The organism is uncultured Brachyspira sp., from assembly GCF_944390845.1.
GTDB lineage: Bacteria > Spirochaetota > Brachyspiria > Brachyspirales > Brachyspiraceae > Brachyspira > Brachyspira pulli.
Window position 1 is genome coordinate 1 of sequence record NZ_CALXRM010000002.1, and the last position, 16529, is coordinate 16529.

Consider the following 16529-nt stretch of genomic DNA (forward strand, 5'->3'; position numbering starts at 1 on the left):
CAAAAATATAACTTTACTTTTGACAAAGTATAGTTGTTTAGGTATATACTAAAAATTTTTAACTTTGTCAATTTTTTGTTGTTCTTTTTCCCGCCGCATACGCTCTGCGGACTTCGTCAAAGAACCAAAAAGTGCAAATATAAAATTAGTATTAAATCATACTAATTATGTTTTACATGTAAGATAAATTACTAAATTTAAGTCGAAATGCAGTCTTTCGCAAAGCGTATCCGAGCCTGTCGAGGATATAGGTTCTTTGTGCCACGCCAAAGGCACTCCATTCGGTCGCAAAAGAAGTGGGGTGTTGCGTAAGCACGCAGAGCGGTGGGCAAAGCCCCCAGATATAAAAACAAAAATATAAATTTAGTTTTGACAAAATATAGTTGTTTAGGTATATAATAAATACTATAAGTTGAAAAATAATTATTGATTAGAGACATCATTAAAAATAGGCATTAAAAAAAATTGTATATTAATCTTATTTAATAAGAGGTAAAATATTATGAAAAAGCAAGTAGTTTTTATTATGACAGATTCTACCAGAAAAGACATGCTTGGCTGTTATGGTAATGAAAAAATGATTACTCCTAATTTGGATAAATTAGCAGAAAATGGCATTAAATATGAGAATGCTTATACTTGTCAGCCAGTATGCGGACCAGCAAGAGCATCTATATTTACAGGTACTTCTCCTCATACAAACGGAATGGTTGCAAGCTGTGTTTCTATGAGAGAGGGCGTTAAAAATATAGGACAAATATTAACCTCTAATAATGTACATTGCGGATATATAGGTAAATGGCATCTTGACGGAGGAGACTATTTCGGATATGGTGTATGTCCTGACGGCTGGGATAAAAAGTACTGGTATGATATGAGGACATATCTTGAAGAATTAAGCGATGAAGATAGAGTAAAATCAAGAAAGTCGGAAACTTCTTATGATCCTGATATGAAAGAAGATTTTACTTATGCACATAAATGTTCAAATAGAGCTATTAATTTTTTAGATGAATATAAAAATGATGATTTTCTTTTAGTTGTTTCTTATGATGAACCTCATGGGCCTTGTTTATGTCCTAGTCCTTATAATACTATGTATGATGGTTTTAAATTTGATGATGATACTGCATTTAATGATGATTTAAGCAATAAGCCCTTTATGCAAAGATTATGGGCAGGAGATAATTTAAATAAAAAAGCTGATGAAATAAATAAACCATCAAAGCAATTATCTTTATTTTTAGGATGCAATTCTTTTGTTGATTATGAAATAGGAAGGGTACTTAATAAAGTAAATGATATAGCTCCTAATGCTATGATAATATTTACTTCAGATCATGGTGAAATGTTGGGTGCTCATAAATTAAATGGCAAAAATGCAAGTGCTTATAAAGAAGTTGCTAATATTCCTCTTATTATAAAATATAAAGAAAAAGGAAAAATAATATCGTATCCGGCTTCTCATATAGATTTAGCTCCTACTATATTGGATTATATGAATATAAAAATCCCTGTTGCTTTTGAAGGTAAAAGTATGATGAAGCAAATAGAGGATACTTCTGTAAGAATAAATGATGAAGTATTTGTTGAATTTACAAGGTATGAAATAGATCATGACGGATTCGGAGGACTTCAAATGATGAGGGCTATTGTTAATGACAGATATAAGCTTGTTATTAATTTGCTTGATACAGATGAATTCTATGATTTGGAAAAAGATCCTCATGAAATGATTAATCTTATAAATGATGAAAATTATAAAGATATTAGAAACAGCATGCATGATAAGCTTTTGGATAACATGAATAAAACTAGGGATTTATACAGAGGCTATCAATGGGCATCAAGGCCTTGGAGAAAAGATAGAATACCTTCTTGGAATAATGATGGATATACTAGACAGCGTGAAAATGAAGAGGGTGAAATTAGACAGCTTGATTATGAAACAGGTCTTACTATGATTGATTCTGTTAGAAAGAAGAAATTGTAATTTTAATATATACTGAAAATTTTTAAGTTTGTCGTTTTTTTATTCAACTTTTTCCCGCCGCAAAAAGTTGCAAAAAGTGCAAGGTATAAAATTAGTACTAAATCATACTAAAATTGTTTTACATGTAATATAAACTATTAATTTAAGCTAAAATATAGCCCTTTTGCTTCTTTGGGGCACCAAAAGAAGTGGGGTGCGGGGCAAAGCCCTGCAGATATTTAAAATTTAAAAAAATTATTTTTGACAAAATATAATTGTTTAGGTATATACTAAAAATTTTTAACTTTGTCAACTTATGCACTTTATATAAATGTTATCTACTTTTTTGTCGCACACGCTCTGCGGGCTTTGCCAAAGTAGCTATATCCTCAACAAGCTCGGATACGCTTTGCGAAAGTGCAAGGTATAAAATTGGTACTAAATCATACTAAAGTTGTCTTACATGTAATATAATTTATTAAATTAAAGCCCAATATAGCCTTTCGCCAAAGGCGGGCTGTGCCTGATTCTTTGTGGCAATACCACCCTAAAGGACTTCCTATGGTCGCAGGCACTTCCTTCGGTCGCAAAAGAAGTGGGGGTTGCGTAAGCACGCAGAGCTGCACTCTGTGTGCTTCACAGTAGGCAAAGCCCCATATATTAAAAAGAAAATATAATTTTAATTTTGACAAAATATAGTTGTTTAGGTATATATTAAAAAATAGAAAATAAAAAAAGAGGATAATTAAATATTATCCTCTTTTTTAATCTATATAATTATTAAATGAATTTTATCTTATTTCGTGTTTTCTTACTCTAGCTTTTTCTATATGAGAATTTTCCCATTCTATTTGTATATTGTTTATTCTTTGAGCTGATAATTCTCTTTTTACAGCATTTCTAGTAGCAGCATCTAATGTTGTTAAAGTAGCCATATTTGGTTTTTCTTCAGATATTAATTTTATAACAGCAACACCATTATCAAATTTTAAAACATCACTGGTAGTATTAGTTTGCATAGCAAATACATGATTATAGAAACTTTCTGTAGATGAATCTGGTATGAGAGTTCCATCAGCAGTATTTAATCTTCCTTGATTATAAGAGAATGGATTAGCTGGTTTATAGTATTTTATATTACCATTGCCGTTTAATCTTTGTAAATTATTGATATTAGCGACTGCAGCTTTTAATACTTCTGCTTGTTTTGTTTTTTCAGCTTCTAAAAGAGTGTTTATATTAGCATTTAAATATTCTCTTTTTAATGTATCCTGATCAACATCAGTATATTTTTCAGGCATTCTTATGTCATTAACTAATACAACATAGTAATATCCATTAGCATATATTGGCTTTAATAATTTTTCGCCTTTATTGTCACCGAATATTGTGTTAGCAAAATCTTCAGAAGGCATTTGCATTCTAGTGATATAGCCTAATTTATAATTATTTGTATTAATTCCTTTTTCTAAAGCATTTTTCTCAAATAAAGTTATATCATCTTTTAAAGTTTTATATAAATTATCAGCAACTCCGCCGCTTTCTAACATTATCCAAGATATATCAGCCTGAACAAAATTAGTTTTATTATCAGTGAAATATTTTTCCAAATCAGCAGAAGCTATTTCATTTGTCTGAACTATTGCAGCAGCATCTATATAAACCATTTCTATATTTTTTCTTGTAAGATTCTTTTTATACTCTCTTTGCATATCAAGAGAATTTATTTTTACAGTGCTGAATAATTCAGAAGATAATGTTTGAGATAAAATATTTTCTCTTAAATCTTTTTCTATTCTAAGTTTTTCAGCCTGAGTACTGTTTTTAATGAATGATTCATAAGCCATTTCATTATAAACACCATTAGTATCTATAAATTCGCTTTTCATAGCTTCAACTATAAAGTTATCGCTGACATTGATATTTTTTCTAGCTACTTCATTTAAAAGTATAGTAGAAACAGCACGTCTGAAAGCTAAATCTTCTATATATTTATACATTTCATTATTGATTTGTATTCCGAGACTCTGATAATATGATTCTATTTGTCTGAAAGCAGCTCCGTAAGGGCTTGTACTTGTATAATATATAGGAGTTCCATTAACAGAACCTATTGTAGGAGTTTTTTGACTTCCTCTAGTATCTACTACTAAGAAATAAATAATTAAAAGTATAGAAACAGCAGATACTCCTATCCATTGTAGTGTTTTTACTACAGGACTTTTCTTTTTTGGTACAATTTTCTTGCTAGATGACATTATTCATTATCCTTCAATTTTATATTATATTTTTATTTTATTCAAAAATTATATTATAATTTATTCATTATATAAGAAGAGTTTAAAAAATTCAAGTTTTTATGAAATTAAATTTAAATATATTATGGTATATAAAATTCATAAAAAATAGGCATTATCATAAAAAATGATAATGCCTAAGAAGCGTATATATATGTTATAATTTATTAATTAATCGTCCCAGTTTTGTCCCATTAACTGACCATTAGCTGATATATATAATTCCATCATATTGTTTAATTTTACTTTATAATTTCCCCATTCTTTTTCAACATCAATAACTCTGGCTTGTGGATAAGCACGTTTTATAGTGCCTGATATAGCTTGAGGTAAAGCACTGAAAGGAACACCATTATATTCACCGTCTATACTGTGCCAGTTGCCATTAGCTAAAAAGTCTATAGAAGCACCATTTGATAATTTAACTTCATATTTACCATCATCTCTTTCAACTTTCCATATTTTTACACCAGGATAAATTCTTTGTATGAATGCTCTTGATTTTTGTGGTAATGAAGAAGCTGGTACTACCCAATCAGCAAAAAGACTTGAAGTTGAAACTACTGTTAATGTTATTAATAAAGCAAATAATTTTTTAGTCATATTTAATCTCCTTTTATTTAATTAATTAGGCTCTGTAAATTATCTTTACAATTATAAGTATAGCAGAAAACAGTTTAATGTCAATATATTTTACATTATTTTTACTAAAATTTTACTAAATTTTGTATTTTTAATAGAAATAAAATTACATTTACAACATTATGTATAAATAGCGTGTTAAAAGTAAATATATTTTACTAAATTAGTGCTTTAGTATAATTACATTTACAATAAAATAATATTTTTTTACAATTATATAATTATGTACTTTTTATTAAAACAAATATATGAGGTTATATAGTTTATGAAAAAGATATTAGAAACTGAAAGACTTATATTAAGAGAATTTGATAAAAACTCTATAGAAGATTATAAAGGATTAAGTGCCATACTTCAAGATAAAGAAACAATGTATGCTTATGAACATGCTTTTTCCGATGAGGAAGTACAGGAATGGTTTGAAAGGCAGTTAAATAGGTATAAAAATTATGGTTTTGGCTTATGGGCTGTAATATTAAAAGAGAATAATGAGTTTATAGGACAATGCGGACTCACCATGCAAAATGTTGATAAGAAGATACATGATTCAAATGAACTTCTTGAGATAGGGTATTTATTTAATAAAAATTATTGGCATAATGGTTTTGCTGCTGAAGCTGCAATTGCATGTAAAAATTATGCCTTCAATACTTTAAATGCTGATAGAGTTTACTCTATTATAAGGGATAATAATATATCATCTCAAAATGTTGCAATAAGAAATGGAATGAAAATAGTAGACAGCATAGTAAAGCATTATTATAATATTGATATGCCTCATTATATATTTTGTGTAGAAAAATAGTAGAAAAAATAAAGGGGCTATTAATAATATTATATATAATAACCCCTAATTTTTTATGTTTTAATTAAAATTTGAAATTGTTAATCTGATCAACCATATCTTCTATTTTAGTTCTTACTTCTTTAGTAGAACTAGCATTAGATTCAGCCAATGTACTATTTTCTCCTGTTATAGAATTAAGCTGTCTTACTGAAATATTTATTTGGTTAATACTATCAGCTTCTATAACAGCACGTTCTGATATAGAAGTTAATTTAGTGAGCATATCCTGAGCTAAGTTTTCAATATCAGCAAGTATTTTAGAAGAATTTTCTACAGCTTTATTTCCTATATCTACTTTAACTAAAGCATCATTAATAGTATCAGTAATATTTTTAGCTGTTTCATCAACATTTTGAGCAAGAGAACGTATTTCTGAAGCTACTACGGCAAATCCTTTACCTTGATCTCCAGCACGTGCTGCTTCAACTGCCGCATTCAAAGCTAATATATTTGTTTGAAATGCTATTGATTGAATAAGTTTAGTCATTTCGGATATTTTCTTACTAGATTCTAATATCTCATTCATACTGCTTATAATTTCAGAAGAAGATTCTACACCTGACTTAGTAGCATCAGCAACTTTAGCACTCATATTTTTAGCATCTTCAGAATGAACATTTGTTTCATCAAGAGATGTTGATAATGATTCTATAAGACTTGATAATTCTTCTAAAGAGCTGGCCTGAGTATTTGTTCTGTCTGATAAATTAAGGCTTCCATCTGAAACACTATCTATTTCTTTATTAATAAAATTTAATGACTCTTGTAAGAAATGTATGGAATCACCTAAAGACTTTTGCATATCTTTAATTGAATTAACCAATACACCCGTTTGATCTGATTTATTTAATAATCTTTCATCAAAAATAGCATCAAAATGATGATTAGTCATATTTTTTATAACTTCTATAGCTCTATCTAAACTTTGAGATAAAGGATTAACATTCAATAAAACAAGTGCAAATTGAATGCCTAAAAAACCAAAAGCAACTATTATCATTATTATGGATAATGTAATTGTTCTCTTTGTAAGATTTTCTGTACTTCCATTTCCTACTAAAATCCAAGGAGTATTAGGTATACGGTAAACAGCTGTCCATTGTTTTTTATAAAATTTAACATCATAAACTTTATCACCAAGAGTTGGAGCATTCAATTCAGTATAAATATTTTTTTGCTCATTAAATAATAAATTTTGATCTGTATGTGTAATAAATCTTCCATCATCTAATGCTATAAAAAATTGACTATTCTTATCAGACGCTAAAGCCTTAGATATTTTATTAAAAGATATATCTAATCCAACTACTCCCTTTAGCTCATTATTTTGGAAAATAGATTTAGATATAGTTATAACAGAATTTTTAGTCTCAGCATCTATATACGGCATACTCAAATAAGGTGATGAAGGATTTTTTACAGCTTCTATATACCATTCTCTTGTAGTTTGGTCAAATCCTTCTATATTATCTCCGTATACTATAATTAACAGTCCTCCATATCTATATCCTACTGTACCGCTGAAGTGTATATTACCAATTTCATCTTTTGTTTTCTCTAATTCCTTAAAAGAATCAAGCATTTGACCATAATCTGTTTCATACTTACAATATGAAGATAAAACATCTATCTCTGAATAAAAGTAACTAAGCCAAGAAGAAACAGAAGATTCTTTTTTATACATATTAGATTCTATTTCTAATAAGAATTCTTTCTTATATCTAGGAATAAAGTATAACATTAAACCTATAACGACTACTACTATAAATACAGCAAAAGGAATTAAAAATTTTAACATTAAAACATATTTCTTTTTTTTATCTTTCATACAATAATTTCTCCAAATAAAACTTTAATAAATATTTATGAAAGTATAATTACTTATTTTTCAATGTCAAGTAATTTTTTTTTGATTTTTTTACAAAATATTTTGTATGATTTGTAAAGAATATAAATAATATAAAAAAAAGGAGACTTAAATTAATAAGTCCCCTTCCCATATATTAATTAAAAAATATCAATATATTAATTTTTAACGTCTATTAAACTATCTCCAACATTTACAGAAGAAGCATCAGTACAAGCAACATCTTTATAATCATCAGAATTTGTAACTATTACTGGAGTAACAACAGGATATCCAGCTTTCTTAATAGCATCAACATCAAATTCTAATAATAAGTCACCTTTTTTAACTTTTTGTCCTTCTTCTATATGTGAAGTAAAATGTTCGCCGTTTAATTTTACTGTATCCATACCAACATGTATAAGTAATTCAACACCTTTATCAGAAGTTAATCCTATAGCATGTTTTGTTGGGAAAGCAGTTTCTATTATACCATCATAAGGAGCATAAACTTTACCTTCAGCAGGATTAATAGCTATACCTTTACCCATAGCACCGCTTGAGAAAGCCTCATCTTCAACATTTTCTAATTTTACTATATTTCCTTTTATAGGAGCATATACTTTATCTACTAAAGAAAGAGAATCTGATTTTTTTACTTCCTCTTTAACTTCTTCTTTTTTTTCTTCTGTTTTTACTAGTTCAGCAGATGCATCTTCTGGTTCATTATCGCTTATAGGATCATGTAAATAATCCTCTAATCTTGATTTGATTACAGTAACTTTAGGTCCGTATATAACCTGTATACCATTACCTTTCTTAATTATACCAGCAGCACCGCTAGCTTTTAATGTAGCATCAACAACTTTAGATGGATCGAATACTGTAACACGAAGTCTTGTAGCACAGCAGTCAACATCGCTTATGTTTTTCTTTCCGCCAAGTCCTGAAGTTATTAATGGAGCTTCTTCATATTTGAATAAAGGATTAGCATCAACATTTTCTCCGCTTGCAGCAGCTTTTGCAGCAACAACGTCTGCTCTTCTATATAATTTTGGTTCTTCACTGTCTGGTTCTCTGCCAGGAGTTTTCCAGTCGAATTTCTGTATCAAAATTGAGAATAAGAAATAATAAATGAAGAAATAAGGTATACCAACTATTACTATCCATATCCAATTAGTTTTAGCATTTCCTTGTAATACACCGAATAATAACAAGTCTATTAAACCGCCTGAGAATGTCATACCTACTGTAACATGGAATATATGCATAAGCATGAAAGATACACCAGCAAGTACACAGTGAATAGCATAGAATATTGGAGCAACGAATATAAATGTAAACTCTATAGGCTCAGTAATACCTGTAATCATTGCAGTTAATGCTGCTGAGAAAAGCAAAGCACCTACCACTTGTTTTTTCTCTTTTCTTGAAGTTTTGTACATAGCTAAAGCAGCACCTGGAAGACCGAATATCATGAATGGGAATTTACCAGTCATAAATCTTGTAGCTTCAACACTGAATGATGTTGTATTAGGAGAACCTAATTGAGCAAAGAATATATTCTGAGCACCTTCTACTAATGTTCCGTCTATCATCATAGTACCGCCAAGAGAAGTTTGCCATAATGGAGTATAGAATACATGGTGCAAACCGAAAGGTATTAATGCCCTTTCTATAATACCATAGAATAAAGTACCAACATAACCAGAACCAGCTATTAAATCACCTAATTTATTCATAAGAAGCTGTATAGGCGGCCATACATAATACATTAATATACCAACAATTAAAAATACTATTGAAGATATTATAGGTATAAATCTTGTACCGCCGAAGAATGATAATACTTGAGGAAGCTCTATAGTATAATATCTGTTATGTAATGCAGCTACACCAAGTCCTACTATAATACCGCCGAATACACCCATTTGAAGTGATAATATACCTACAACATTTGCAGTAGAACCAGCTAATAATTTGTCAGCTCCGCCCATAACTGTTATCATTTTACCTATAGATGCATGCATTACGAAAAATGCTATAGCTCCTGATAAAGCAGCAACTTCTTTTTCTTTCTTAGCCATACCTATAGCAACACTCATAGCAAATATAATAGGCAAATTACCAAATATAATATTACCAGCCTCACTCAATACTGATAATATATCATAAGCAATAGTACCAGGACCCAAAATGCCCATTAAATTATATGTTTCAAGCATTGTAGTATTAGTGAAAGAACTACCAATACCTAAGAACAAACCAGCTACAGGAAGTACTGCTATAGGCAGCATGAATGATCTACCTACTCTCTGTAGCACACCAAAAATTTTATCCTTCATATAAAGAACTCCAGATTGTAAAGATATTTTTTTGATATTATAATTAATATTATGTATACTAATATCACATATATAACATCTAGCCTTATATTAAGTATAATAAATTTTTTACTAATTGTATATATTTTTTGATATTAATTTCCATATTGTAATCAATTCCAATATAAAGTTAGGTATAAATATAGTAAATTTATTAATAAAATAGATAATAATGAACATCTTTATCAAATTTAAAAATATATTTTTCATAAAAATAAAGCTGCCCGCTAAAAAAGCAGACAGCCTAATTATGAAAAATATGATTGAAATTAATCAAGCCAAGTTTGAGAAGAAGTAGTCAATTCTATAGTTATACCAGCTGAAGGATCAAACACAGTGCCATTATCACTGAATATATAACCATCTAATTTTGATAAACTATCAATAAAAGCAGTGGCAGTAGTGTCATCTCCTGATTTTTTAGCAAAAGTTAATGATGCCATTGTGCAGTTAAGTCCGACTTTAGCAAGGGCATTTTTAATATTATCAAGTCTAATATTATTATTAATATAAGTTATGCTTCCCTGTCCTGATACATTATAATCAGTTGCAGTAAAATTATTGCCGTAATAATAAGGTGAAGTTATATTCATAGCTGCATTATCATTAATATTTATACTTACGCTAGATACTCCGTCATACGGCTGACCTGAAATACCTTCTAATAATATTTTAATCATAGCCATGCCGTCAATAACAGCATAATCTTTAACCAATTTCACATATAAATCAATATCTTCTTCAGCTGATGAACTTGATGAATTATTACCTGTACTAACACTATATCTCACAGTTAAAGTAACTTTATAAACTTGAGATGAATCTTTTGCTATGTTCTGATCATTTATTATATTTTGAACTTGATAAGACCATATTTCCAATACTGCAGAATAATTAGGAGAATTAAAAAATTGATTTCCAACTAAATTCCAGCTGTCAGCTATTGAAGAATCAGCCTGTTTTAATTCAGATATTACTATATACCCTGAATCTGAAGCTCCGTTAATGAATTTTATTTTATAAGGAACTTGTACATCTGTACTTCCGTCTCCTAAATTAACAGTTAAAGGATTTGAAGAACTTGAACCTGCACCTTCTATAGATATATTTGAAGGCCAGCTTGATGCAGCTTTAACTGTTATTGTAAAACGAGCAGAGCCATTAGCTGTTAAAATAGTATATAACTCATCACTGAATGCATATCCTTCTGCTGCCTCTATGTATACACCTATAAAACCGTCATTATTTCCTGTAGGGAATGTACTCCAGCTTAAATAATCTATATTATAATCATCAATAATTATTTTATCTTTAGAAAGTTTTTTCAAAGCATCTTTGATTGTTTTTAAAGCTGTATCTGGAGTAGTATCTGATGATGCTGTAAGAGTAACAGCTGCAGAACCTACTTGTTTAGTAAATCCGCTTACTTCAATAGTATTAAGCCAAGTATTAAACTCATCTAATGTTATATCAGGTAAGTCATCTCCTTTTCTAATTTTAAGAGTAACTTTTACATCTGTTTTATCATTATATCCCTCAGCTCTTGCTGTGAAAGTTATTTCAAATTCAGCAGTTTGTCCTGCTGTTAAAATTTTATGTGCATTTAATATATCATCGCCTGATACTCCAATAGTTGCTGATCCATCTTTTTTGCTATAATGAGCAGAAACATAATCAATTTTTATTCCTGTTGAAGTTTTTTCTACTATTGATGTAGATTGAAAAGATATATTTTCTGCATCTGTAGAAATATTAAAATCAGCAGATTTATATTCACCTCTGTTGTCTGTAACTATTTCAGGTGTGCTGTTAATAGTTATAGTCAAGTCTCTTTTAGCAAAGCTTAAATTTCCATTAATAAAGTTTACTTTGAGAGTAATATTGTTAGGATAACTTAATACTTTATTTGCAGATACTGCATTAAAATTAATTGAGAAACTATTATCAGAACTAATATATACATCAGATATTTCTATATACTCTGTTTTTGATTTTGATATTTGCCCCTTTATAGCTTCTATAAAGTTAAGCAAATCAATAGTATCAGTTTTTCCGTTAGCATCTATAGTCAATTCAGTGGTATATTGATACTGATCTTTAGTTACATTTAAACCTGCAAAATCCATAGCAAAAGTATTTCCGCTTTTACCATTTACATTTATAGTTCCTAATTGATTTATAGATTTTTTATAATCTTCTTCTGTTACTTCAGGTGTAGGTATCCAATTCGCATTAGCTTCTACTTTTAATATAAAACCGTCTTTAAACTCTGCATCTGTTATAGGACTTCCTGTTTTTTTATCTTCAAAAGTTATTTTTGCTTCTAAAGCTTCGCTATTAGCAGGAGAATTATGTTCAGATCCGTCTGAAGATGTACTGTCAGCAGTTAAAAATTCTATCTCATATTTAAAAACTTCTGTAATTTCATCTATTTTTATTCTTAGATATCTATCAAGTCCTTCTAAAGTACCAGACTTAGCATTATTCATAGGCCTTACTGTTAAAACATTTCCTGATTGACTAAGAGTTCTAAAGTCCCATTCCTGTTCACCTGCTTTTACTATTCCTATAGATTTTAATTTATCTACAAATTCATTTGGTGTGGGATTTGCTCCGCCCCCTCCGTTGCCTCCATTTGATGGATTTGTAGGGCTGTTTCCGCAGCTTACAGCAAATAAAGTTATCAATGCTGTTATAAAAATTTTGTTAATAAACTTTTTCATAGTTTTACTCCTAAATATATTTTTATAAAAGTCAAAAGATATGACTTTGTTATCATAATAATTTTTTTGATGTAAAATGATGAGATATGATAAAGAAAATAATATTATTATATGATGCTTGATGCTTGATGCTTGATGCTTGATGCTTGATGCTTGATGCTTGATGCTTGATGCTTCATAATTTTCTCTTTAATACTCTAATTGTGTAAAAAATTATATATACAATTTTAGTTATGTCAATATAAAACTATATTAATTTTTTATTTTTAAATAAATTATTTAAAAATAAAAGCAATAAAATTAGTAGGCAGGTAAATATAAATAAAAATTAAAATAAGCTTGGTTCTTCTTCTAAAGATTTATTATTATATCTATTATAAACCGTATTTTCTGTATTGAGTTCTTCTTTGGTTTTGTAGGTTATATTATATTTTTCTTCTAATAGTTTTATTTTTGAATATAGCTTTTCCCTATACTCATCTTTAAGAATGCCGTCAGAACCATAAATATATAGATACTTTTTATAATGCTGTGGAAAATTCTTTCTAACAAAATTAAGATATATTTTTCTGCATTCACCTCTTAATTTCAAAGCATCAGCAGCACAATAATCTATGCCATACGATTTTGCAGTTTTAAAAATATCTTCAACACTATCTTCTGTAATAAAAGGCATAACAGGCATTGTATGAACTGCAACTATTGCTTTTGTCTTTTTAAACTCTCTAAGCATATCAAATCTCTTTTGAGGACTTATTACATTTGGTTCTATTAATGAAGATAATTTTTCATCTAATGTTGTTATAGTAGATGCTATTCTTACTGGTACTATGTTTGAAAGCTCATCTATCAAATCAAAATCTCTTAATATTAAATCGCTTTTTGTGGATATGCACATCGGAGTTTTGTATCTTATAAGAAGTTTTAAAACGTCTCTCATAAGTTTATAATCTTTTTCAGCTTCCTGATAATTGTCAGTAACGCTTCCAAGGTTGATCATATCTCTATTCCAATTCCTTGAAGATAGCTCTTTTTCTAATACTTCAGCAATATTTTTCTTTACAAATATCTCTCCGAAAAAATCTCTTGAATTAATATATTTATGAGAATATACAGCAAAACAATAATAGCATTTATGCAAACAGCCTCTATAAATATTTAAATCATAACAAAACCCGTATTCATTATCTATTTTATTTAAAGCCGATTTGCAGTTGATTTCTCTATATTTAAGCATTTATTTTTTATCTCTTTTGTTTAACTATTTATCAAAACATTGTATTTATATATAATACTGTATATTAATATTTTTATCAAGTAATTTACAGAAAATTAAATAACTATTTTATAAAAAATAAATATATTTCATTAATTTAAAACAGTTTGACAAAAAAAATTAATAAGTTATGATGATATAAAATCTGTATTTTGGACAATAACAAAATGAAAAAATTTAATATATGTCTTGCAGCAAATGATAGTTATACACCTTTTATGTCAGCATTAATAGTTTCTATACTAAAAAATTCAAAAGAAGATGAGACTTTTTATTTTCATGTTATCACTAATGATATTTCAGATGAAAATAAAAATATGATAGAGAAATTAAAAGAAATAAAAACATTTGATATTAAATATTATACTCCAAATGTAGAAAAATATAATAAATGGTTTGATAAAATCCTATATAAAAGACATTATGCTCCTTCTATTTTTTATCGTTTAGATATTCCAGATTTGATACAAAATGTTGATAAAATTTTATATTTAGACTGTGATATTATAGTAAATTCTAGTCTTTCCGAGCTATTTGATATGGATATATCGGAATATTTTGCTTTTGCTGTTGAAGACAGAGGAGATTTAAATTTTTTAAATAAATATAAAATAAAAATAGGTCTTGAAGATAAACATAAATATTTTAATTCAGGTGTACTGTTATTAAATAATAAATTATATTCTGAAAAAGGTCTTAATATAAAATGTGAATCATATTTTGATAAATACTGCAATATTATAGAATGTCCAGATCAAGATATATTAAATTATTTATTTAAAGATGACATCAAATTTATAGATAATAAATGGAATGACTTTACTTCTAAAAATGTAAATACTTCATCTATAATACATTATGTAGGAAAAATTAAACCTTGGAATAGAAATTGTCCTTCAAATGAATCAGTTGAATTGTTTTGGAATTATTTTTATTACACCCCATACTATCAGCAAAATCCTATGAAATATATGCAAATGATTATGGATCAAAAAATAAAAGGATTAGGTATTTATAGTAATGACTATTTAAATAATAAAATAGATAAATTAATAAATAAAATATCTTGGTTTATACCATTTAAAAGTATGAGGGAAGATTTTAGAAATTCATTTTTAGAATAAAAATATGAAAAAATAATTAAGCTAAACTTTAATAAATAATATTTTTATATAAAAATTTAATTTCAATTTTTTGACAAATTCTGACATTTCAGTTATTTATAATAAATGGTAGAATATAATTGAATACGATTAAAAGAGGTATTTATGATAGAGCTTAAAGGAAAATACAATAAAGACTGCAAAATTTTCACGGATAATATTGACGAAGAATCTTATTCTATATTGTACAAAATATTAAATGAAAAAGCCAGTGAAGATGTAAAGATAAGAATAATGCCTGATACTCATTTAGGAAAAGGAATAGTTGTAGGCTTTACAATGCCATTAACTGACAGAGTGAATCCTTTTCATATAGGTGTTGATATAGGCTGCGGAATGCTTACTTCAAAATTAAGCGATGAAATAAAAGATATACCATTGGAAAAAATTGATAAAACTATAAAGCAAAATATACCTATGGGGCAAAGTACTCATAAAAAAAGTTTTAATACTCTTTTTAATTTTAAAGAACTTAATGAACTTATAAGAAATTTTATAATTAATTATAATAAAAAATTTAATACTAAATTTGAAGTTTTTGAAATAGATAATGAATATATAGAAAATCTATGCAGAAAAGTTGATATAGATTTAGAGAAATTCCATAACTCTATAGGAACGCTTGGAGGTGGAAATCATTTTATAGAGATAGGTAAATCTTCAAATAATGATTATTATATCACTATACATTCAGGCTCTAGGAATTTCGGTAATCAAGTTTGCAGATATCATGCAAGAATAGCTAAAAATAATGAAGACTGTTATTTGCAGGATAAAGAAATGTTTGATTATTTAATTGATATGGTAATAGCACAGTACTATGCAAAAATAAACAGAGAAACAATGCTTCAAATTATAAAAGATTTACTAAATATAAAAATAGAAGATACATTTTCATCAGTGCATAATTTTATTGATTTTGAAGATTTTATTATAAGAAAAGGTGCCATAAGAAGTTATAAAAATGAAAAAATGATAATACCTTTTAACATGCGTGATGGTATATTAGTATGCGAAGGAAAAAGTAATGAAGACTGGAACTGTTCTGCACCTCATGGAGCTGGAAGGGTTTTATCAAGGGCACAGGCAAGAAATCAATTAGATATGAAGGAGTTTGTAGACTCTATGAAAGGAATTTATTCTAGCAGTGTATGCAAAAATACTTTAGATGAATCTCCTATGGCTTATAAAAATCCAAACAAAATAGAAGAATTAATAGAACCTACTGTAAAAGTTATAGATAGATTAAAGCCTGTATTGAATATAAAATCTACTTCAAAATAAAGTTTATAAAAACAAAAAATTACTATTGAAAATAATTTTATATAATATATAATACTTGAAAATATATTTTAGGAAATTATAAAGAATGAAATCAA

10 protein-coding genes are annotated in these 16529 nt (G+C 27.9%); 4 read left to right on the forward strand and 6 right to left on the reverse strand.

Annotated features, from left to right (window positions below; translation table 11 throughout):
• Positions 1 to 502: 502 nt before the first annotated feature.
• Positions 503 to 1993 (forward strand): sulfatase-like hydrolase/transferase, encoded by a 1491-nt coding sequence (locus tag Q0K52_RS00475; protein WP_297295358.1) that lies wholly within the window; start codon positions 503 to 505, stop codon positions 1991 to 1993.
• A gap of 770 nt (positions 1994 to 2763) precedes the next feature.
• On the opposite strand, the gene Q0K52_RS00480 is transcribed toward Q0K52_RS00475, so the two are convergent.
• Positions 2764 to 4230, reverse strand: a complete 1467-nt coding sequence (locus Q0K52_RS00480; RefSeq protein ID WP_297295360.1) for a peptidylprolyl isomerase — start codon at positions 4228 to 4230, stop codon at positions 2764 to 2766.
• A gap of 210 nt (positions 4231 to 4440) precedes the next feature.
• A complete protein-coding gene (locus tag Q0K52_RS00485) occupies positions 4441 to 4872 on the reverse strand; it encodes a PepSY-like domain-containing protein (RefSeq protein ID WP_297295362.1) in 432 nt (143 codons plus the stop codon).
• Positions 4873 to 5176: 304 nt separating this feature from the next.
• Between Q0K52_RS00485 and Q0K52_RS00490 the strand changes: the two genes are divergently transcribed.
• On the forward strand, positions 5177 to 5716 hold the full coding sequence (locus Q0K52_RS00490; RefSeq protein ID WP_297295364.1) for a GNAT family N-acetyltransferase: 540 nt from the start codon (positions 5177 to 5179) through the stop codon (positions 5714 to 5716).
• 64 nt (positions 5717 to 5780) lie between these two features.
• Here the strand turns inward: Q0K52_RS00490 and Q0K52_RS00495 are convergent, their stop codons facing one another.
• The 4 genes from Q0K52_RS00495 to Q0K52_RS00510 form a co-directional block, all read right to left on the reverse strand.
• Complete coding sequence (locus Q0K52_RS00495; RefSeq protein ID WP_297295366.1) at positions 5781 to 7586, reverse strand: methyl-accepting chemotaxis protein; 1806 nt, start codon at positions 7584 to 7586, stop codon at positions 5781 to 5783.
• Between the two features lie 197 nt (positions 7587 to 7783).
• The gene (locus tag Q0K52_RS00500; RefSeq protein WP_297295368.1) at positions 7784 to 9949 is read right to left on the reverse strand and encodes a PTS transporter subunit IIABC; all 2166 of its coding nucleotides are present in this window, start codon (positions 9947 to 9949) and stop codon (positions 7784 to 7786) included.
• Positions 9950 to 10257: 308 nt separating this feature from the next.
• A complete protein-coding gene (locus Q0K52_RS00505; RefSeq protein ID WP_297295370.1) occupies positions 10258 to 12711 on the reverse strand; it encodes a hypothetical protein in 2454 nt (817 codons plus the stop codon).
• A gap of 328 nt (positions 12712 to 13039) precedes the next feature.
• Positions 13040 to 13948 carry a radical SAM protein gene (locus tag Q0K52_RS00510; protein ID WP_297295372.1) on the reverse strand — a complete coding sequence of 303 codons (909 nt, stop codon included), beginning with the start codon at positions 13946 to 13948 and terminating at the stop codon, positions 13040 to 13042.
• Between the two features lie 206 nt (positions 13949 to 14154).
• Here Q0K52_RS00510 and Q0K52_RS00515 point away from each other — a divergent pair, with 206 nt between their 5' ends.
• Entirely contained in the window at positions 14155 to 15111 is a 957-nt protein-coding gene (locus Q0K52_RS00515; protein ID WP_297295374.1) for a glycosyltransferase family 8 protein, read from the forward strand.
• A 144-nt stretch (positions 15112 to 15255) separates the two neighbouring features.
• Complete coding sequence (locus Q0K52_RS00520; RefSeq protein WP_297295376.1) at positions 15256 to 16434, forward strand: RtcB family protein; 1179 nt, start codon at positions 15256 to 15258, stop codon at positions 16432 to 16434.
• Positions 16435 to 16529 lie beyond the last annotated feature (95 nt).